The following is a 20,118-nucleotide window of genomic DNA, read 5'->3' as shown; positions in this document are numbered from 1 at the left end:
GGCCGAAACCTGTGCTTCGAGGAGAAATCGATCCCGTATGTCCAATGAAGACAAGCTTGTCGAGTACCTCAGGCGGGTCACCGCCGATCTGCACAAGGCTCAGCAGCGGATCGCCGAACTCCAGGCCGCGAGCGGCGAACCCGTGGCGATCGTCGGGATGGCCTGCCGCTTCCCGGGTGGCGTGGCCTCGCCCGAGGATCTGTGGCAGCTGGTGGCCGAGGGCGGGGACGGCATCTCCACGTTTCCGACGGATCGCGGCTGGGACCTCGACCGGCTCTACGACCCGGATCCGAACACGCCCGGCACCTCCTACACCCGCGAGGGCGGCTTCCTGCATGACGCGCCGGTGTTCGACGCCGGCTTCTTCGGCATCTCGCCGCGCGAGGCGCTGGCGATGGATCCCCAGCAGCGGTTGCTGCTCGAGACCGCGTGGGAGACCTTCGAGCACGCACGGATCGACCCCGCCGCCCTGCGGGGCAGCCGCACCGGTGTCTTCGCCGGTGTGGTGGAGCAGAGCTACCTGGGCCTGGAAGGGCCGGAGGAGTTCGAGGGGTACCTGCTGACCAGCAAGCTCAGCAGCGTCGCCTCCGGCCGTGTCGCGTACTCCTTCGGTTTCGAGGGCCCGGCGATCTCGGTCGACACGGCGTGCTCCTCCTCGCTGGTCGCCCTGCACCTGGCGGCCGGGGCGCTGCGCCGCGGGGAGTGCGACCTGGCGCTGGCCGGCGGAGTGACGGTGACGGCCACTCCGAGCGGCTTCGTCGACTTCTCCCGGCAGAACGGGCTGGCGGCTGACGGGCGGGTGAAGTCGTTCGCCGCGGCCGCGGACGGCACCGCCTGGTCGGAAGGCGTGGGACTACTCCTGCTCGAACGACTCTCCGACGCCCGCCGCAACGGCCACCGCGTCCTCGCCCTCGTCCGCGGCTCCGCCGTCAACCAGGACGGCGCCAGCAACGGCCTGACCGCACCCAACGGTCCCTCCCAGGAACGCGTCATCCGCCAGGCACTCACCGACGCAGGCCTCACCGAAACCGACATCGACGCCGTCGAGGCCCACGGCACCGGCACCCGCCTCGGCGACCCCATCGAAGCCCAAGCCCTCCTGAACACCTACGGCCAACGACGCTCCAAGGACCAACCCCTCTACCTCGGCTCCCTGAAATCCAACATCGGGCACACCGTCGCCGCGGCCGGCGTGGGCGGTGTCATCAAGATGGTCGAGGCGATGCGGCGCGGGGTGCTGCCCCGGTCCCTGCACATCGACGAGCCCACCCCCATGGTCGACTGGTCCACCGGAGCCGTCGAACTGCTCACCCGGCAACGTGAGTGGCCGTCGAAGCAGGAGCCGCGCCGAGCCGCGGTGTCCGCGTTCGGTGTGAGCGGGACGAACGCGCACGTGATCCTGGAGCAGGCACCGGAAGAGACCGAGCCCACCACTACAGAGCAGAAGCAGTCCCTCCCGGCCCTGCCGTGGCTGCTGTCGGCCAAGACCGAACCCGCCCTTCGCGCCCAGGCCCAACGCCTCCTCACCCACCTCCACAACCACCCCACCCAATCCCCCCTCGACCTCGCCCACTCCCTGGCCACCACCCGCACCACCCACCACCACCGAGCCGTCATCACCGCCACCACCACCGACGACCTCCACACGGGACTCCAAGCCCTCACCACCCAAACCCCACACCCCCACCTCACCCAAGCCACCCCCACCCACGGCAAAACAGCCTTCCTGTTCACAGGACAGGGAGCCCAACGCATCGGCATGGGACGCCAGCTCTACGACACCTACCCCGCCTTCGCCACCGCCTTCGACAAAGTCACCGCCGCCCTCGACCCCCACCTCCCCCAACCCCTCACCCACACCATCACCACCGGACACCACCTCCACGACACAGCCCACACCCAACCCGCCCTCTTCGCCATCGAAGTCGCCCTCCACCACCTCCTCACCACCTGGGGCATCCACCCCCACTACCTCACCGGCCACTCCATCGGCGAAATCACCGCCGCCCACCTCGCCGGCATCCTCGACCTCAACGACGCCGCCACCCTCGTCACCACCCGAGCCCGCCTCATGCAAACCGCCCCACAAGGCGGCACCATGATCGCCATCCAAGCCACCGAAGACACCATCACCCCCACCTCACCCCCCACCTCAGCATCGCCGCCATCAACGCACCACAATCCACCGTCATCGCCGGAGACACAGCAGCCGCACACCAACTCGCCCAACACATGCGAGAACAAGGCCACAAAACCACCGAACTCACCGTCAGCCACGCATTCCACTCCCCCCACATGGACCCCATCCTCAACGAACTCCGCCACACCGCCGAACAACTCACCTACCGCGAACCCCACACCCCCCTCATCTCCACACTCACCGGCCACACCACCACCCCCGACCAACTACAAAACCCCGACTACTGGGTGCAGCAAATGCGCGGCACCGTCCGCTTCGCCGACAGTGTGCGCAGCCTTGCCGAGCAGGGTGTGACGGCGTTCGTCGAGATCGGCCCCGATCAGGTTCTGGCCACCCTCGTCGAGGAGACACTCGACAGCCCCGACGCCCTGGCGGTTGCCACGCTGCGACGTGACCGGCCGGAGGCGGAAACTCTGATCCACGGCCTCGGCCGACTGCACAACCACGGTGTGAACGTGGACTGGCCGGCGTTCTTCGCCGGCACCGGAGCTCACCATGTCGACCTGCCCTTCTACGCCTTCCAGCGCGAGCGTTACTGGGTCGAGTCCTCCTCCGGCGAGGGCGGCGACCCGGCGCGTTACGGACTGTCCTCGGGCGGGCATCCGCTACTGGGCGCGGCAGTCGCGGTGGCCGGCTCGGACGAGGCGCTGTTCACCAGCCGCATCTCGCTGCGCACGCACACCTGGCTGGCGGACCATGTGGTCGCCGGCTCGGCCGTCCTGCCCTCCGCCGCGCTGGTGGAGCTGGCGGTCCGTGCCGGGGACGAGGTCGGCTGCACCGACCTGGACGAGCTGGTGACGACGGCCCCTGTGGTGGTTCCGGAGCGCGGCGGGGTCCAGATCCAGGTCGCCGTGGGTGCGCCCGACGACTCTGGCCGACGGTCCGTCACGATCCACGCGCGCCCGGACGACGGCGATCCGCCGTGGGAGCGGCACGCGCACGGCTGGTTGAGTGTACGGGCTCCCGGGCGCCCAGCCGGTCTCGACGAGTGGCCGCCCGCGGACGCGGACGCCGTCGACCCGGAAGACGTCTACGCACGCCTGACGGCGGCGGGAGCCCAGTACGGTCCGGCGTTCCGGGCGCTGACCGGCGCATGGCGGCGCGGCGACGACGTCTTCGCCGAGCTGAGCCTGGACGAGCAGACCCGCGCGGACGCCGGGGAGTACCTGCTGCACCCCGCCCTGCTCGACGCCGCCCTCCATACGGCGCTGTCCGTCGGCTCTCGCCAGGAGCCCGGCCGTGGGGTCCGAGCCCCAGCTGTGTGGCGGGGCGTTCGGCTGCACGCGCGCGGTGCCTCTGCTCTACGCGTGCGCCTGACCCTCGCCGACGACGGCATGCTGTCGGTCCGCCTGGCCGACCGGAAGGGGCTGCCCGTCGCCACGATCGACGCCGTACAGACCCGGACGCTGGACGGCAGCGACGTCACCGACGCCGCGACGCGGCCCGGAGACAGCCTGTTCCGGATCGACTGGACGCAGCTGCCGACCACCCCCGGGGAACCGGCGCGGTGGGCAGCGCTGGAGAACGAGGTGCCTGGTCTGCGGTCGTTCGCCACGGTTGACGAGGTGGCGGCGGCGGTCGCCTCCGGCGTACCCGTCGACGCGGTACTGGTGCACACGGGTCCGCCCGCCACCGCCGACCTCGCCGCTGCGGCGCACGAGGCCACGCGCCGAGTCCTGGGCCTCGCCCAGCGGTGGCTCGCGGACGACCGACTGGTCGACACGCCGCTCGTGGTGGTCACGCGGAGCGCCGTGGCCGCCGCTCCGGGTGAGCCGGTCGATCCCGGTGCGGCCGCGGTGTGGGGGCTGCTGCGCTCCGCCCAGTCGGAGGCGCCCGGCAGGATCCTGCTCGTGGACACGGACACCGAGCTGACCGCGCCGGACCGAGACCTGGTGCTCGGCTGCGGCGAGCCTCAACTGGCCGTCAGAGCGAGCAGGTTGTACGTCCCCCGCCTCCAACGCCCGGCCCGGGCCGACGCGGCTCGCGCGCCACGCTGGAACAGCGGCGGCACCGTGCTCATCACGGGCGGCACCGGATCGCTCGGCGCCCTGGTCGCCCGGCACCTGGTCCGGGGCCACGGTGTCCAACACCTGCTGCTGGCCAGCCGCAGGGGCGGACAGGCCGAGGGGGCCGCCGAACTCGCCGCCGAACTGAAGGAGCTGGGCGCCGAAGTCACGATCGCCGCGTGCGACGTCGCCGACCATGAGGAACTGGCCGGGCTGTTGGCGCGGATACCGTCGGAGCATCCGCTGACCGCCGTCGTGCACACGGCCGGCGTCCTGGACGACGGGGTCATCGGCGCCCAGACCCCACAGAGGCTGGCCGCTGTGCTGCGTCCGAAGGCGGAGGCGGCCTGGCACCTGCACGAGCTGACCCGTGACGCGGACCTGTCGGCGTTCGTCCTGTTCTCCTCGATCGCGGGCGTGGTGGGCGGCCCGGGCCAGTCCACCTACGCGGCCGCCAACTCCTTCCTGGACGGCCTGGCCCAGCACCGCAGCGCGCTCGGTCTCCCGGCGACGTCGATCGCCTGGGGCCTGTGGTCGCAGGACGGCGGCATGTCGGGCGGGCTCAGCCGGACCGACCTCAACCGCATCGCGCGCAGCGGCTTCCGGCCTGTCACGGCGGTCACCGGCACCGCTCTGCTGGACCGCGCCGTCAGCCTCGGTACCCCGGCCCTGGTCGCCACACCCGTGGACGTCGCCGCCGTGCGGGACATGGAGGAGGTTCCGGCCGTGCTGCGCGGCCTGGTCCGTACTCCGCCGCGCCGTGCGGTGCGGGACACCGACGCCGCCGTGGAGCCGCTCACCGAACGGCTGGCCACGCTGTCCGCCGCCGGCCGGCGCCGGCTCGTGACCGAGGCCGTCCTGGCCGAGGTCGCGGGTGTGCTCGGCCACGCCGACCCCGGCGCCGTCGCGCAGGACCTGTCCTTCCTCAAGCTGGGCTTCGACTCCCTGACCGCGGTGGAACTGCGCAACCGGCTGGGCGCACTCGCCGGTGTCCGTCTCCCCGCCACGCTGGTGTTCGACCACCCCACGCCGGCCGCCCTGGCCGGGCATCTGCTCGAGCTTCTCACCGGGCCCACGGACGATGCGGTGACCGAGACGGCCCTCCCCGATTTCGCCACCGAGGTACGACTGGCGGAGGACATCCGGCCCGCGACCGACGTCGTCACCGTGGTCGACGACCCCCGGCACGTGCTGCTGACCGGAGCGAGTGGTTTCCTCGGCGCCTTCCTGCTGCGCGACCTGATGCGCACGACACGGGCGACGGTGCACTGTCTGGTGCGCGGTGAGGACGAGGCTCGGGCACTCGCCCGGCTGCGGGAGAACCTGGAGCGCTACGGTGTCCTGGACCAGGTGGACGCCGAGCGTCTCTCGGTGATCGTGGGCGATCTGGCCCTCCCACGGCTCGGCCTGTCCGAGAGCGACTTCGATCGGCTGGCGAAGACGGTCGACGTCGTCTACCACAATGGCGCCCGGGTGCACTGGCTGCACTCGTACGCGACGCTCAAGGCGGCCAACGTCCTGGGTACGGAGGAGATACTCAGGCTGGCGGCACGTCACCGCACCGTGCCCGTCCACTACGTGTCCACCGTCGGGGTCTTCAACGGCACGGCCGCCAAGGGCGTTCCGTTGCGGGTGAGCGATCCGACCGGGCCCGCCGAGCAGTTGCCGAGCGGCTATCTGCAGAGCAAGTGGGTCGCCGAGCGGATCATCGGTCTCGCACGGGACCGGGGGCTGCCGGTGTCCGTCTACCGCGTGGACGTCATCTCCGGCGACCAGCTCAACGGTGCCTGCCAGACCAGCGATTTCGTATGGCTGAGCATCAAGGGCCTGCTGCAGGCGGGCGCGGTCCCGGCGCATGTCGGCGGTCGTTTTCATCTGCTGCCGGTGGACTACGTCAGTGCGGCGATCCTGCATATGTCGGGCCGCGCCGCGGCCACGGGCGGCACCTTCCATCTGTTCAATCCGAGTTCGATCAGCCTGCGCGAGTGTGTCCACCATCTGCGTACGTTCGGCTACTCGCTGGACGAACTGGAATGGGACACGTGGCGGGCACGCGTGCACGAGGATCCGGCCAATGCGATGGCGCCGCTGCTGCACGCCTTCGAGATGATGACAGCCGACACCGACTCGTTCTATCCGCCGATGGACACCACGGAGACCGAGGCGGTTCTGGACGGCAGCGGCATCGTGTGTCCGCCGTTGACCCGAGAACTCTTCGAGAAATACGTCCGCTTCTTCGTGGAGACGGGTCACTTCCCCGAGAGCCCCGACTATTCCCGCACCAGTCTCCCGAAGGGTTCGGCATGAGTTCTGTATCCGCACACGAGACCGTCGACCGAATCCCGATGACGACATCCGCGCTGCGCGAGACGTTGTCGCGATTCGCGACCGGCGTCATCGTCCTCAGTGTCGGCGGCGAGAACATCCACGGAATGACGGCAAACGCCTTCAGTTCTGTTTCCCTCGAGCCGGCCAAGGTGCTGTGCTGTGTGTCCCACAGCGCCGTGATGCACAAGTCGATCATGTCGGCCCAGCGTTTCGGCATATCGGTGCTGGGCGCCGAACAGGAGCACCTGGCACGGCACTTCGCCGACAAGAACAGGCCGCTGGGTCACGAGCAGTTCACCGGGTTCGACTGGACGCCCGGTCCGGTCACGCAGTCCCCCCTGCTGAAGGGTGCCATCGCCTGGCTGGAATGCGAGCTCGCCGAGTACCACGACTCCGGCGACCACTCCATCTTCATCGGCGACGTGGTCAATGCCTCCAGTTCGCAGGGCACCGCCGGACTGCTGTTCTTCAAGGGCGGGTTCCAGCAGATCCGAGCGGTCAACGAGTGAGGCCGGTCGTCATGGCCATGGGGTTCGACACGGAAGAGGCGGGAGCAGTCACAGGGTCCTGGGAGGACGTGGTCGGCCGCAGATTCGTCGAAGCGCTGAACGAGGGCCTGGTGAGGGAGGCGGCACGGCGTCATCGGGCGGCACGGCCGTCCCGGGGTCCGGCAAGGGTTCCGGACCTCTTCGAGGCCCGGGTGGTGGCCTCGTTCGACGCCGCGCTGCAGACCGCGCTCGCCCCGGAGGAACGCGACGACATCATTCTCGGGGCTGCCCTGCGGCTGCGGGCACGACAGGTCCTGACGAGGGCCGCGTCCGCCGCCGCCCAGTCCGAGGAGGTGCCTCAACTGCCCGCCGCGGGCCCGCTTTCCCCGGAACACGACATGCTCGTTGTCACCCTCCTCATGGAGTGCGCGATGCTCGCGGCACTGGATGGCCCGGCGGCCCCGGCCGCCGCCGACCGGACGGCCGGACTTGTCAGGGCCCTGGGGCGTTCGGCCCGTACGTCGCGCACTCCGGCGAGATCGACATGACCTGCCCGCGCAGCCGCCCGCCGGCAGAACCATCTGAGCCAACGGGCGGGAAATGGGCCATGCTTGAGCCGGTCTGGGAGACTACCCACATGGGAAATGATCTTCTTTACGGGAAATCCATCCTCATCACCGGGGCGAGCAGCGGTATCGGTGCGGCAGCGGCGCGGGTGTTCTGCGAGGAGGGCGCGTCCGTCGTGCTGGTCGCTCGCCGGGAGGACCGCCTGACCGCGCTGGTCGAGGCGCTACGGGACAAGGGGGCGAAGGCGGACTACGTCGTCGCCGATGTCACGGACCCCGCTGACGCCGCCCGAGCGGTGCGGTTCACCGTCGACACTCACGGTCGGCTGGACGGCGCGTTCAACAACGCGGGCATCGGAGGGGACCGCACTCCTTTGCATCTGATGCCGGACGACGTCTACGACAGCATCATGGACACCAATGTCCGTGGCGTCTTCAACTGCCTGCGGTACGAGATAGCGGCGATGCTGGAGCACGGCGGCGGCAACATAGTCAACAACAGCAGCGTGGGAGGGTTGGTGGCCATCCCGACCGCCGCGCCCTACATCGCCTCCAAACACGCGGTCGTCGGTCTCACACGGGCCGCCGCCGACGAGTACGCCAAGCAGAACATCCGTGTGAACGCGATCGCCCCGGGCTCCACGCGCACCGAGATCACCGCCGACTGGTTCGGGCGGAACCCCGGCCTGGAGGACATGGTCAACTCCGTGACGCCCCAGGGACGTACAGCGGAGCCGGAGGAGGTCGCGGCTGCGGCGGCATGGCTGCTCAGCGACCGCTGTCCCTTCCTCACGGGCACCGTCATGCCGGTGGACGGTGGATTCATCAACCAGTGAGAGGGCTGCCTCGCCGAGTGGTGAGCAGCGGGTGCCGGACAGGTATGGCCGCCTGTGCGGCACCCGCCGTGCGCCGTCCGCGAAGGACGGCGGCGTTCTACGGAGCCAGGCCCTGGAAGTCCACCGAGAAGGCGTGCTCGCCGCCCTGGGTACCGATGACTTGGGCCGCGAGCCGACGCGGGTGCGCGGTCGGCAGTCTCACCGCCGATATCCAGCACGGCTGGTCGAACTCGACGTAGCGCGCGAAGCTGGTGCGGACGCGGGTGGCGACGAAGGAGGTCGGGGCCAGCATGGCCCGCGCCGCCTGGTCGGCGGCCTCGACGAGGACCAGCCCGGGCACGTGATCGACCGGGTGGTCGAAGAGGAGCCGATGCCCCACGTCGGTGCGCAGTTGCCAGCGATTCGGCGACGCGGTGGGTGCCAGCAGTACGTCCGCCTCGCTGTCCCGGTCCACGAGTTCGGGCTCCACGGGAGCGGGGAGCGGCCAGCTGCCCCAGTCGACCGTCAGGTACTCACCTCGTAGTCGCCGGTAGGCCCGCGGCGAGATCCAGGCGAACTCGGTATCCGCCTGGACCACCGGGGAGCCGTCGTGCAGAACGTCGATGCCCATGCGCAGCGAGCCGGCGGATCGTTTGCCCTGGACGCGGGAGACGATCACCTCGACGTCCAGTGTCAGCGCCCGCCCAGCCGGTGGCCGGAACTCCGGGCTGATCAGGAAGTCCAACCTGCGGAGCACGGTCTGGTGCTCCAGCGGCACATCGCACTCGGCGTGGGCGACGACCAAGCCGCTCTGCCGGATGGTCTGGGTCAGTATGCGTGGGTCGTACGGCAGGTTCGCCGGTGCGGGAGGCCACTCGACCCGCAGTGCGAACCGGTCGTCGTCGATCCGCCACCAGTCGGTGACCAGCACGGATTCGGGGTTCCTCAGGTGGGTGTAGCCGAGTAACGAAGGCGCCGAAGAGGCGCGGGTGTCGGGTCGGTTGACGGCATGCGGTGTGACGGTCGCTCCGGGCAAGGCCTCCCCCTTGGTCCAGCCGAGGTGCTCATCATGTGAAAGCACGCTTAAAGTACCGGCTACCCGTCCGGTTTCGCGGGGCGTTCGACTGTGACTTAAAACACTGGCAAAGAAGTTCAAGCATTTACCAAAACGTGCCATGGAGGCGTGAGTGGCCAGGCAGGAGCGCGCGATCCGCACGCGCAGAATGATCCTTGAGACGGCCGCCCAGATGTTCAACGATCTGGGGTACGAGGCAAGCACCATCGGTGAGTTGATCGACCGCGTCCACATCACGCGCGGTGGCCTGTACTTCCACTTCACCTCCAAGGAGGAGCTGGCACGTGCCGTACTCGCGGAGGCCGTCACCTTCGAAGGTCTGACGCCACAGGCACTGAAGCTGCAGGAGTGCGCCGACCTGACGCTGCTGTTGGCCGTCCGCGTCCCCAGAGAGCCCCTGCTGAGATCCTCGATCAGCCTGGCCGTCGACCCCAAGGCGCGCGCCATGTTCGGAACGCGCTGGCCCGACTGGGTCTCCGTGGTGGCCGACCTGCTTCATGAGGCCCAGCAGCGCGGCGAGTTGCTCTGCCACGTCGACCCGGCCGTCACCGCACGGCTCCTGGTCGGGGCATGGACCGGTGTCGCGCTCGTCAGCGAGACACTGCCCGACCGTGACCTCCCCGAGGAGATCGCCCATCTGCTCGCACTGATGCTCCCCAACATCGCGATCCCCGGCGTACTGGCGAAGCTCGACACCTCACCGCGCCGTGCGGAGCACCTTCTGGAGCAGGTGCGCGCCGCACCCGGGGGCGCGGTGGAACCCGACACGGCCACGCGCTGACACCGGGACCGCCGCCGTGCGTCCGGCGGTCCGGAAATCTCTTGCGCGCGGGAACCGGACGGCTAACCTCTTTCGTTGCATCAGGCCGGGGGTGTGCCGAGCAACGCACCCGATCCGCGCGACCGTGACCATAGGGGGACCCAGTGAGCTCGAGCCTGTCCAAACGCGCCCGCGAACCGGAGACATCAGCCCACCGGTCGCTCCTGGGGGAACTCAGTCCGCAACTGTTCGACTCGCTGCCGCGCACCGGCCAGCGGATGAGGGCGCAGTGGTACGTCCGCGGCCTCCTCGAAGGCCCCGGGCGCAAGACCCTGCGCAGTATCGCCACCCAGTTCGAGGGAGCCGCGGCACCGCAGCGAGTGCATCACTTCATCAGCGAGTCGCCATGGGAGTGGATGCCGGTACGACGGGCTCTGGCGAGCTATGTGCGGCAGGCCATGGCGCCGGAGGCCTGGGTCTTCCGGCCGACGGTGATCCCGAAGGCCGGCCAGCACTCGATCGGAGTCGATCAGCACTACCTGCCGCAGCTGGGACGGACGGTCAACGGCCAGTACGCCGTGGGAGGATGGCTGGCTTCCCGTCATGCGGCGGTGCCGGTCGACTGGCGCCTGCTGCTGTCCGGCCGCTGGCTGCGGGATCCGCTCCGTGAACGCGTCGGGATAACCGGCACGGTCACGACGGAGACGCTCGAGGAGTGCGTACGCGAGATGGTGTACGCCTTCGTCGGCCCCGGCGGCGTCGGGCGCGCTCCGGTCGTCGTGGACGCCGACGGCGTGGACACCATGGCCCTGGCCCGGCACTTCTCCTCGGCCGGTCTGCCTTTTGTGCTCCGTGTCCAACCATCGGAGCAACTGCGTCTGGACCAGGCCGAGTTGCCCAAGTTCGGCGATCAGGAACGCGGCGCCGCCGAACTGGCGACCTCGATGAGCCGCATGCGCCAGCCGGTGAACACGGAGGACAGTCGCACCACAGCGGTCGCCCTGCCCGTCATCGCTCCACCGCCCGGCTCACGCCTCGGCATGACGCTGGTCGCGGAGTGGTCCGGCGCCACCCCCCGGCCCCAAAAGCTGTGGCTGACCAGCGCCGACCCCAAGTCACTGCCGTCCGTGCTGCGACTCACCCGCCTGCCGGACGTCGTCGAGCGCGACTTCACGGACGTATCGAACCATGTCGGGATGCGTGACTTCGCGGGCCGCTCCTTCCCCGGCTGGCACCGCCACGTCACCCTGGCCTCCGTCGCCCATCTGGTAGCGGTCCTGGCGGGCAGGCGAGGCAACCGTGGCGGACGGGGCTGCCTCGAACGGCGGGCGGGAACCCAGAACACCAACCTACCGTCCGGTAATTGACACTCTCGGCTTCGCGTGTGCGGGGCGGCAGCGCTTTCACACCTAACGTGTGAGCCACAGACCAAGCACCCGGACGAGCGCCGACGGCGCCGGAACAGGAGCGTGCACAATGCGGTTCAACCTCATCGGTCCCTTCCAGATAGCCACCGATGACGGCAGAACCCTCGCTCCGCAGGCACCGAAGATCTGTCAGATGCTCGCCGTCCTGGCGTTTCAGCCAGGCGAGGCCGTGGCGGTGGAAACGTTGGTCAGGGAGCTTTGGGGGGAGTCCCCGCCGACGAGTGCGACCAAGATCCTTCAGACGCACGTCTATCACGCCCGCCGCATGCTCGCCCGAGCCCAGGAGAACTCGCCCAAGAGGCGGTTGCTGCTCACCCAGGCGCCCGGCTACCGCCTCGACCTCGCCGACGACGAAGTCGACGCGTCCCCGTTCGAGCGTTGGGTGCGGCAGGCCCAGTGGGAGCTCGCCGAGGGTTCACCCGAGCGGGCGGCGGAGCACCTCACACAGGCGCAGCGGCTGTGGCGGGGGCCCGTGCTGAGCAACGTTCCGGCCGGGGACGTGCTCGCCGGCCGGATCGCCCACCTGGAAGAGCTGAGGATCCGCGCCCTGGAATTAAGGGTGGAGACCGAGAACCGGCTGGGCCGTTACCGCGAGTTCCTTCCGGAACTGCGGACCTTGGTCAACGATCACCCCTTGCACGAATGGTTCCACGGCCAGCTGATCTCGGCCCTGCACCGGGCCGGCCGCCGCGGTGAGGCGCTGCAGGCCTATCAGAACCTCTACTCCATCCTCAGGCGTGAACTCGGCCTGGAGCCCTCGCCGGAGCTCCAGCGGCTGCAGGCCGAGATTCTGAACTCGAGCGCCAGGGACGCGCCCCTGGATCTGCGCCGCCATCTGCCACAGCAGGCCAACACCCGCGACCGGTCCCGGCGCGAGCGGGACGGCCTGCATCACGTGGCCTGAACGACCTGCCCAGCCAGCACCAGCCCCCCAGGCGTGAAAAGACGTCTGAGCGCTCTCCCTGCCTGTGCCGACGGCCCCGAACTAGACGTCCCCGTACGCCTCCCCGCCCAGCTCCAACCCCGCAGTCCCCGCCGTCACGTCCGCGAGCCATGCCCGAAAGGCGTCCACGTCGGCGTCCGGCAGCCCGATCTCGATCGTGACCGCCTCCGCGTAGCGCACGTCCCGCACCTCGCGCCCGGTGGCGCGCAGGTCGTTGTGCACCTTGCCCGCGCGCTGGTGGTCGACGGTCACCGTGGCCAGCCGGAAGCGGCGCCTGGTGAGGGTACCGAGGGCGTCGAGAGCCTCGCCGACCGCTCCGCCGTACGCCCGGATGAGCCCGCCCGCGCCGAGCTTGACCCCGCCGTAGTAGCGGGTGACGACGGCGACGACATACCGCATGTCGCGGCGCAGCAGCATCTGGAGCATGGGGACGCCGGCGGTGCCGCCCGGTTCGCCGTCGTCGCTCGCCTTCTGGATCGCGGCGTCGGCGCCGATGACGTACGCCCAGCAGTTGTGCGTGGCGTCGGCGTGCTCCTTGCGCACGGCCGCGACGAAGTCCTGGGCCTCCTGCTCGGTGGCGGCCGGGGCGAGGGCGCACAGGAAGCGCGAGCGGTTGACCTCGGTTTCGTGCACGCCCACGCGGGCGACCGTGCGGTACTCGTCCTGCATCCGGCCAGCCTATGCGCTGCGCGCGCGTGCCCCGCGCCGGACGAAGCCGCTCTCCCAGCCGCTCCCCCGGAGCCCGCCCTACTTCTTCTTTCCCCGGGGCACCAGCACGTCCGTCAGCAGCGCCGCGCCGGTCCGCAGTGCGTCCCAGCCGCTCCCGTACCAGGCCAGCACGGCGATCGCCGAGGTGGGGAACTTCGCCCGTACCCGGTCCAGCGTGTCACCGAGGCCGTCCCCGGCGAGCGCCAGGACCAGCTCCTCCAGGCCCGGGTTGTGTCCGACGAGGAGCAGTGTCTGGATCTCGGGTGCCACCTCGTGCACGGCGGCCAGCAGGTCGGGCACGTCGGCCGCGTACAGCCGTGGGTCGTGCCGTACCGGCGGCGGGGTGCCCCACTGGGCGGACGCCAGTTGCCAGGTCTGGCGGGCGCGTACGGCGGTGGAGCACAGGGCGAAATCCGGCAGGCAGTCGGCCTCGGCGAGCGCGCGGCCGGCGGCCGGTGCGTCCCGGCGGCCCCGGGGCGCGAGCGGGCGCTCGTGATCGGCGACGTCGGGCGGCCGGGCGGACTTGGCGTGCCGCAGCACGACCAGGCGGCGCAGCGGGCCCGCTCCCGCGCGCGCGATCATGCCCGGGCTCCCAGGTCGCGCGTCAGATCGAGACCGAGCAGCCGGTCCGCGTAGGCGTACGTCTCGAAGCGGGCGCCGTGCGGCAGGTCCGGTGCGCTCTCCACCCGGCGCAGGACGCGCAGCACCGAGGGCACGTCCAGGTCGTCCTCCCAGGCGGTACGGAGTCGGCCGCGCACCTCTTCGGGGACCGGCCGCGACGGATGTCGCGCCCAGTCGGCGACGGCCCGCCGCCAGCGGGTGAGCGTGTCGCGGGCCTCGTCCAGGGTCGTGTCGTCGAGCTGCGCGGGATCGCTGCGGCGCCGGGACAGCAGCGCCAGCCGCAGTACGGCGGGATCGTCACCCAGCGGCATCCCGCGCCCCTCCGCCACGGGAGCCACCGCGACGCGCACCCCGTCCGGCTTCGCCCCGCCCTCCTCCACCACATGGATGACCTGCTGCTCGCCGAGCCCGGCCCCCATGTCCTCGAAGGGCCGGATGCCGAGGGCTGCGGCGGCCACCCGCAGTTCCGCCCGGTACCGGTCGCCGGACAGGACGCCCAGGACCGGCGTACCGCCCAGTTCCAGGGCGCGGACCAGCACGTCGGCGACCAGCAGGACGCGCAGGGCGGTGGGGTCGAGGGCGGGCGCGTGGGCCTCGACACAGGTCAGTCCCCGGCGCGTCGTGGACGCGTCGACGGGTTCTCCGCTCCTGGCGTCGATGATGCGCAGCACGCAGCGAGCCTAGGCGCGCCGACGGCCGTACGCACGACAGCCGTTCCGGACAGAACGCCGGACCGCCGTTCAAGACGTCGACAGCCGTTCACGGGAATCATGGAGTGCGCTCGTCCGTTGCAGTACGTGACGGCGAGACGACTCGGCCGAAGGAGGCCCCCGGTGTATGGCGACGACGCGACGGTCCGCAGGATTCTCACCGAGCTCGGCGACACCTGGGCCGTGGTGGGCCTGTCGTCGAACCAGTCCCGCGCGGCGTACGGCGTCGCCGAGGTCCTCCAGCTGTTCGGCAAGCGGATCGTGCCGGTGCACCCCAAGGCGGAGACGGTGCACGGCGAGCAGGGCTACGCCTCCCTCGCCGACATCCCCTTCGACGTGGACGTGGTCGACGTCTTCGTCAACAGCGACCTCGCCGGAGCGGTCGCCGACGAGGCGGTCGCCAAGGGAGCCCAGGCGGTCTGGTTCCAGCTCGACGTCGTCGACGAGGCCGCCTACGCCCGCACCCGGGCCGCCGGCCTCGACATGGTGATGAACCGCTGCCCCGCCATCGAGATACCGCGCCTTCGCTGACCGCGCGCCTCACTCACCTGTCCGGCCACCGTCATAATGCTCGCGTGGTCATACCTTCCCCCCACCCCAACTCCCTTTCCCCGCACCGCTCCCCGGTCGTCATCGTGGGCGCCGGGCCCGCCGGTCTGACGCTCGGGAACGTCCTGCGGGCCGCGTCCGTCGACTGCGTCGTGCTGGAGGTGGAGAGCAGGGAGTTCATCGAGCAGCGGCCACGGGCCGGGGTCCTGGAGGAGTGGGCCGTGCGCGGGCTCGAACGGCGGGGCCTGGCCGGGAACCTGCTGGAGCGGGCCCAGCGGCACACCCAGTGCGAGTTCCGTTTCGCGGGCGGGCGCTACCGGCTGTCGTACACCGAGCTGACGGGGCAGCACCACTGGATCTACCCGCAGCCGTTGCTGGTCACGGACCTGGTCCGGGAGTACGCCGACGTGCGCGGCGGCGACATCCGCTTCGGAGTGCGGGACGTCCGGCTCCACGACCTGGACACCGACCGGCCGGCGGTGTCGTACGTCTGCCCGGACACCGGCGAACGTCAGGTGATCCATTGCGAGTTCGTGGCCGGTTGCGATGGCGCCCGCGGTGTGACGCGTGCCGCGCTGCCGCCGGAGCGGGTCCGCATCGCGCGGCACGACTACGGCATCGGCTGGCTGGCGCTGCTCGCCGAGGCGCCGCCGTCCTCGGACTGCGTGGTGTTCGGCATCCATCCGCGCGGCTTCGCCGGACACATGGCCCGCAGCCCCGAGGTCACCCGGTACTACCTTCAGTGCCCGCCCGGAGAGGACCCGGAGAACTGGTCGCACGAGCGGGTCTGGGCCGAGCTCCAGGAGCGGCTCGGCGCGCGGGACACCCCGCCGCTCACCGAGGGACGGCTGATCGAGAAGCGGGTGCTCGACATGCACAACTACGTGGTCGAGCCGATGGCGTTCGGCCGGCTCTTCCTGGCCGGTGACGCGGCCCACCTCACCGCGCCGATCGCCGCGAAGGGCATGAACCTCGCCCTGCACGACGCCTTCCTGCTCGGCGACGCGCTCGCCGCCTACCTCACGAAGGGCGACGCGAGCGGGCTGAACGGCTACTCGGCCGACTGTCTGGGCCGGGTCTGGGACTACCAGGAGTTCTCGCGGTGGCTGTCCGACGTGTACCACGGGACCGCGTCGGGCGACCCGTACCACGCGGGCACCACGCTGGCGCGGCTGCGCCGCCTGTTCACCTCGCCCACCGCCGCGTCCGCATTCGCGGAGCAGTACCTCGGCATGGACCCCGCCCTCTGACGCGGCACCGGAGTCAGTCGTGCTCCGGCCGCCCGGTGAGCCGGTGGTCGGCGAGGTTCAGCGCCTCGTCCACGACCCTGCGCAGATGGCCGTCGCGCAGGGCGTAGATCACCCGGCGGCCTTCCTTGCGCGTGGTCACCAACCCCGCCAGCCGCAGCCGTGCCAGATGCTGGCTGACCGCGGGCCGCGCCGCGCCGCAGGCCTCGGTGAGAGTCGTCACGTCCGCCTCGCCCTTGCTCAGCGTGTGCAGCAGCGCGAGGCGGGTGCGGTCGCCGAGCAGGGCGAGAAGTTCGGCGGCCAGCGCGAACTGCTCCTCGCCGGGGCTGCGCGGATGCGCATCATGTGCAGGTGATAGGTGCATGCGTGCGCTCATACGCACATAATGGTGCCGAGGACGGCGTACGTCCAGCGACGCGCACCGGAAGGGGAGAAACCGTGAGCGACCGCCACGACCACGGGCACCGGCACGAACACGGCCACGCGCACCACCACCACGACGACCAGGGTCACGGCCACGGCCACAGTCACCACCGCACCGACGGCCTCCGCCGTCTCCTCCCCCACCGCCTGGCCCATCTCCTCACCCCGCACTCCCACGACACGGCCGACAAGGTCGACTCGGCGCTGGAGTCCTCCGCCCGCGGTATGCGTGCCCTGTGGGTGTCGCTGGCGGTGCTCGGCGTGACCGCGCTCGCGCAGGCCGTGGTGGTCGTGATGTCCGGGTCGGTGGCACTCCTCGGCGACACGGTGCACAACACCGCGGACGCGCTGACGGCCGTACCGCTCGGGATCGCCTTCGTGCTGGGCCGGCGCGCGGCGACCCGCCGCTTCACCTACGGCTACGGGCGCGCGGAGGACCTGGCGGGCATCGTGATCGTGCTGACGATCGCCGCGTCGGCCGCCTTCGCGGGCTGGACGGCGATCGAGCGGCTGCTCGACCCGCGTCCGGTGCAGCATGTCCCGGCGGTCGCGGTGGCGGCCCTGGTCGGTTTCGCGGGCAACGAGTGGGTGGCCCGCTACCGCATCCGCGTCGGCCGCTCGATCGGCTCGGCGGCCCTGGTCGCCGACGGACTGCACGCGCGCACGGACGGGTTCACCTCACTGGCCGTGCTGCTGGGCGCCGGCGGCTCGGCGCTGGGCTGGCAACTGGCCGACCCGATCGTGGGCCTGGCGATCACCGCGGCGATCACGCTGGTGCTGCGGGACGCGGCGCGGGAGGTCTTCCGGCGGGTGCTGGACGCCGTCGACCCGGCCCTGGTGGACAGGGCCGAGCGGGCGCTGCGCAAGGTGCCGGGCGTGCAGGAGGTGGGCGAGCTGCGGCTGCGCTGGATCGGGCATCGGCTGCGGGCCGAGGTGGCGGTCGTCGTCGACGGTGAGGTCACGGTACGTCAGGCCCACGCGATCGCCGTCGAGGCCGAACACGCCCTGCTGCACGCCGTACCGCGCCTCACCGCGGCGCTGGTGCACGCCGACCCGGCCCACACGCCCGGCGAAGTGGACCCGCATCTGCCGCTGGCCCACCACGCCACGGCCTGATCGCCGGGGTCAGGCGACGCCCAGCCCCTCCAGCACGACGGCGCCCGGAAGTTCCGCGAAGGCCTTGCCCGGCACCAGCAGCTTGCCGCGCCGCCGGCCGCTGCCGACCAGGACGTACGGCAGGTCGACCACGGCCGAGTCGACCAGCACCGGCCAGCCCTCGGGCAGTCCGATCGGGGTGATGCCGCCGTACTCCATGCCGGTCTCGCCGGTCGCCGTGTCCATCGCGGCGAACGAGGCCTTGCGCGCGCCGAGTCGGCGGCGGACGACGCCGTTGACGTCGACGCGGGTGGTGGAGAGCACGACACAGGCGGCCAGCGTGGTCTCGCCGCCGCGCTTGCCCGCGACGACCACACAGTTCGCCGACTGCTCCAGCAGCTCCCGGCCGTAGTGCTCGACGAAGACCTCGGTGTCGGCCCACTGCGGGTCGGTGTCGACGTAGACGATCTGGTCGGCGGGGACGCTGCCGTGCCAGTGCCGTACGGCGTCGGCGACCGGGCCGGTCAACTCGTCGAGGCAGTCGGGGGCGGGCGTCGCCCGGTCGAAGTGTCCGATGGGTGCGCGCATGTCGGCACGCTAACAGCCGCCGCGCGACCGGCGACGTGGCGTCTCACTGCACGGGCGGCACCGACACGGCCAGCACCATCTCCATCGGTACGTCGCCGTCGTTGCCGTACGTGTGCGGCACCCCGGCGTCGAAGGAGGCGCTGGCGCCGGCCGGGACGCCGTGGTCCACGCCGTCGACGGTGAGCGTCAGTTCGCCGGCGGTGACGTGGACGAGTTCGACCGTGCCGGCCGGGTGCGGGTCGGAGGAGCTGCTCTCGCCCGGCATCAGCCGCCAGTCCCACAGCTCCAGCGGGCCGGGGGCCTCCGTGCCGGCGAGCAGCCGGTTGTAGCTGCCCGCGTCGGTGTGCCACATCCGTACGGCCTGGTCGGCGGGGACGATACGGACCTTGGGGCCCTGCTCGTAGTCGAGCAGGGTGGTGATGCTGACGCCCAGCGCGTCGCCGATCTTGACGACCGTGCCGAGGCTGGGGTTGGTCCGGGCCTGCTCGATCTGGATCAGCATGCCGCGGCTGACTCCGGCGCGGGCGGCGAGGGTGTCCAGGGTGAAGCCGCGCTCGGTGCGCCAGCGTTTGACGTTCCGCGCCAGGGACTGGGTCAGCAGGTCGAGGTCCGACACATTCCGTCCATTATTCTAGATGGCATAGTTCAATCTATTGAACTATGGTGTGGTGCACCCAATCGTTCACTGAACTGTACTGCGAGGCGACTCGATGACGGCACTCTTCGCCCTGGCCACCAGCTTCCTGTGGGGGCTGGCCGACTTCGGCGGCGGGCTGCTGACCCGGCGTACGCCCGCGTTGACCGTGGTCGTCGTCTCGCAGTCGATCGCGGTGGTCGTCCTCGGCGCGATCGTGGTCGCGACGGGCGGCTGGAGCGAGACGGGACCGCAGCTCTGGTTCGCCGTGGGCGCCGGTCTGGTGGGCCCGGTCGCGATGCTCGCCTTCTACAAGGCGCTCGCCCTGGGCCCGATGGGCGTCGTCTCGCCGCTGGGTTCGCTCGGTGTGGCGGTTCCGGTGGGTGTGGGGCTGGTGCTGGGCGAGCGTCCGGGGCTGCTGCAGATCGCCGGGATCGTCGTCGCCGTGGCCGGGGTCGTGCTCGCGGGCGGGCCGCAGTTCCGGGGTGCGCCGGTGCAACGGCAGGCCGTACTGCTCACGCTGCTCGCGGCGTTCGGCTTCGGCGCGGTGATGGCGCTGATCGCGGAGGCGTCGACGACGCTCACCGGGCTGTTCCTCGCCCTGTTCGTGCAGCGCGTCACCAATGTCGTCGCCGGCGGCACCGCCCTGTACATCTCGGTACGGCGCGGCTCCCCCGCCCTGCCCGCGGACGGTTTCCCGTGGGCTTCGCTGCCGGCGCTCGCCTTCGTCGGCCTGGCGGACGTGGCGGCCAACGGCACGTACTCGATCGCCGCCCAGCACGGCCCGGTCACCGTCGCCGCCGTACTCGCCTCGCTCTACCCGGTGGTGACGGCACTGGCCGCCCGCGGCTTCCTCAGCGAACGGCTGCGAGCCGTCCAGGCGGCGGGCGCGGGACTGGCCCTCGCCGGCACCCTGCTGCTGGCGACCGGCTGAG

17 protein-coding genes and 1 pseudogene are annotated in these 20,118 nt (G+C 71.0%); 11 read left to right on the top strand and 7 right to left on the bottom strand.

Annotation, left to right across the window (positions count from 1 at the left end; translation table 11 throughout):
* Positions 1-37 precede the first annotated feature (37 nt).
* The 4 genes and pseudogenes from I2W78_RS35115 to I2W78_RS35100 form a co-directional block, all read left to right on the top strand.
* Positions 38-6,513: pseudogene (locus tag I2W78_RS35115) on the top strand (type I polyketide synthase); the annotation flags it as partial.
* Positions 6,510-7,043, top strand: coding sequence for a flavin reductase family protein (locus I2W78_RS35110; RefSeq protein WP_196464268.1), 534 nt, complete (start codon positions 6,510-6,512; stop codon positions 7,041-7,043). The pseudogene I2W78_RS35115 and the gene I2W78_RS35110, both read left to right, overlap by 4 nt.
* Positions 7,044-7,054: 11 nt before the next feature.
* Positions 7,055-7,570 (top strand): hypothetical protein, encoded by a 516-nt coding sequence (locus I2W78_RS35105; RefSeq protein ID WP_196464267.1) that lies wholly within the window; start codon positions 7,055-7,057, stop codon positions 7,568-7,570.
* 89 nt (positions 7,571-7,659) lie between these two features.
* On the top strand, positions 7,660-8,424 hold the full coding sequence (locus I2W78_RS35100) for an SDR family NAD(P)-dependent oxidoreductase (protein WP_196464266.1): 765 nt from the start codon (positions 7,660-7,662) through the stop codon (positions 8,422-8,424).
* A 97-nt stretch (positions 8,425-8,521) separates the two neighbouring features.
* On the opposite strand, the gene I2W78_RS35095 is transcribed toward I2W78_RS35100, so the two are convergent.
* Positions 8,522-9,580: a ScbA/BarX family gamma-butyrolactone biosynthesis protein gene (locus I2W78_RS35095; RefSeq protein ID WP_269066944.1), complete on the bottom strand. Its 1,059-nt coding sequence runs from the start codon at positions 9,578-9,580 to the stop codon at positions 8,522-8,524.
* 10 nt (positions 9,581-9,590) lie between these two features.
* Here I2W78_RS35095 and I2W78_RS35090 point away from each other — a divergent pair, with 10 nt between their 5' ends.
* From I2W78_RS35090 to I2W78_RS35080, 3 genes are all read left to right on the top strand, one after another.
* The gene (locus tag I2W78_RS35090; protein ID WP_196464264.1) at positions 9,591-10,259 is read left to right on the top strand and encodes a ScbR family autoregulator-binding transcription factor; all 669 of its coding nucleotides are present in this window, start codon (positions 9,591-9,593) and stop codon (positions 10,257-10,259) included.
* Between the two features lie 143 nt (positions 10,260-10,402).
* Entirely contained in the window at positions 10,403-11,605 is a 1,203-nt protein-coding gene (locus I2W78_RS35085; protein ID WP_307783919.1) for an IS701 family transposase, read from the top strand.
* A 109-nt stretch (positions 11,606-11,714) separates the two neighbouring features.
* Positions 11,715-12,569 (top strand): AfsR/SARP family transcriptional regulator, encoded by an 855-nt coding sequence (locus I2W78_RS35080; protein ID WP_196464263.1) that lies wholly within the window; start codon positions 11,715-11,717, stop codon positions 12,567-12,569.
* A gap of 81 nt (positions 12,570-12,650) precedes the next feature.
* On the opposite strand, the gene I2W78_RS35075 is transcribed toward I2W78_RS35080, so the two are convergent.
* From I2W78_RS35075 to I2W78_RS35065, 3 genes are all read right to left on the bottom strand, one after another.
* Positions 12,651-13,277 (bottom strand): YigZ family protein, encoded by a 627-nt coding sequence (locus I2W78_RS35075; protein WP_196464262.1) that lies wholly within the window; start codon positions 13,275-13,277, stop codon positions 12,651-12,653.
* Positions 13,278-13,355: 78 nt separating this feature from the next.
* Positions 13,356-13,898 (bottom strand): SixA phosphatase family protein, encoded by a 543-nt coding sequence (locus tag I2W78_RS35070; RefSeq protein WP_196464261.1) that lies wholly within the window; start codon positions 13,896-13,898, stop codon positions 13,356-13,358.
* Positions 13,895-14,608: a hypothetical protein gene (locus tag I2W78_RS35065; RefSeq protein ID WP_196464260.1), complete on the bottom strand. Its 714-nt coding sequence runs from the start codon at positions 14,606-14,608 to the stop codon at positions 13,895-13,897. Before I2W78_RS35065 ends, I2W78_RS35070 begins: the two co-directional genes overlap by 4 nt.
* A gap of 162 nt (positions 14,609-14,770) precedes the next feature.
* Between I2W78_RS35065 and I2W78_RS35060 the strand changes: the two genes are divergently transcribed.
* Positions 14,771-15,178 (top strand): CoA-binding protein, encoded by a 408-nt coding sequence (locus I2W78_RS35060; protein ID WP_196464259.1) that lies wholly within the window; start codon positions 14,771-14,773, stop codon positions 15,176-15,178.
* Positions 15,179-15,222: 44 nt separating this feature from the next.
* Positions 15,223-16,446, top strand: coding sequence for a 4-hydroxybenzoate 3-monooxygenase (locus tag I2W78_RS35055; protein ID WP_196464258.1), 1,224 nt, complete (start codon positions 15,223-15,225; stop codon positions 16,444-16,446).
* A gap of 13 nt (positions 16,447-16,459) precedes the next feature.
* Here I2W78_RS35055 and I2W78_RS35050 read toward each other — a convergent pair whose 3' ends face one another.
* Positions 16,460-16,819 (bottom strand): ArsR/SmtB family transcription factor, encoded by a 360-nt coding sequence (locus I2W78_RS35050; RefSeq protein WP_196464257.1) that lies wholly within the window; start codon positions 16,817-16,819, stop codon positions 16,460-16,462.
* 62 nt (positions 16,820-16,881) lie between these two features.
* On the opposite strand from I2W78_RS35050, the gene I2W78_RS35045 reads away from it, so the two are divergent.
* Positions 16,882-17,982: a cation diffusion facilitator family transporter gene (locus tag I2W78_RS35045; protein WP_196464256.1), complete on the top strand. Its 1,101-nt coding sequence runs from the start codon at positions 16,882-16,884 to the stop codon at positions 17,980-17,982.
* Between the two features lie 9 nt (positions 17,983-17,991).
* On the opposite strand, the gene I2W78_RS35040 is transcribed toward I2W78_RS35045, so the two are convergent.
* Both I2W78_RS35040 and I2W78_RS35035 read right to left on the bottom strand, forming a co-directional pair.
* Positions 17,992-18,549 (bottom strand): YbaK/EbsC family protein, encoded by a 558-nt coding sequence (locus I2W78_RS35040; RefSeq protein ID WP_196464255.1) that lies wholly within the window; start codon positions 18,547-18,549, stop codon positions 17,992-17,994.
* 43 nt (positions 18,550-18,592) lie between these two features.
* Complete coding sequence (locus I2W78_RS35035; RefSeq protein ID WP_196464254.1) at positions 18,593-19,165, bottom strand: XRE family transcriptional regulator; 573 nt, start codon at positions 19,163-19,165, stop codon at positions 18,593-18,595.
* Positions 19,166-19,259: 94 nt separating this feature from the next.
* On the opposite strand from I2W78_RS35035, the gene I2W78_RS35030 reads away from it, so the two are divergent.
* Entirely contained in the window at positions 19,260-20,117 is an 858-nt protein-coding gene (locus I2W78_RS35030; RefSeq protein ID WP_196464253.1) for an EamA family transporter, read from the top strand.
* Position 20,118 lies beyond the last annotated feature (1 nt).

It is taken from the genome of Streptomyces spinoverrucosus (genome assembly GCF_015712165.1).
GTDB lineage: Bacteria > Actinomycetota > Actinomycetes > Streptomycetales > Streptomycetaceae > Streptomyces > Streptomyces spinoverrucosus_A.
Note: the sequence above shows the minus strand (reverse complement) of the source record. Positions and strands in the feature narration are given on the sequence as shown.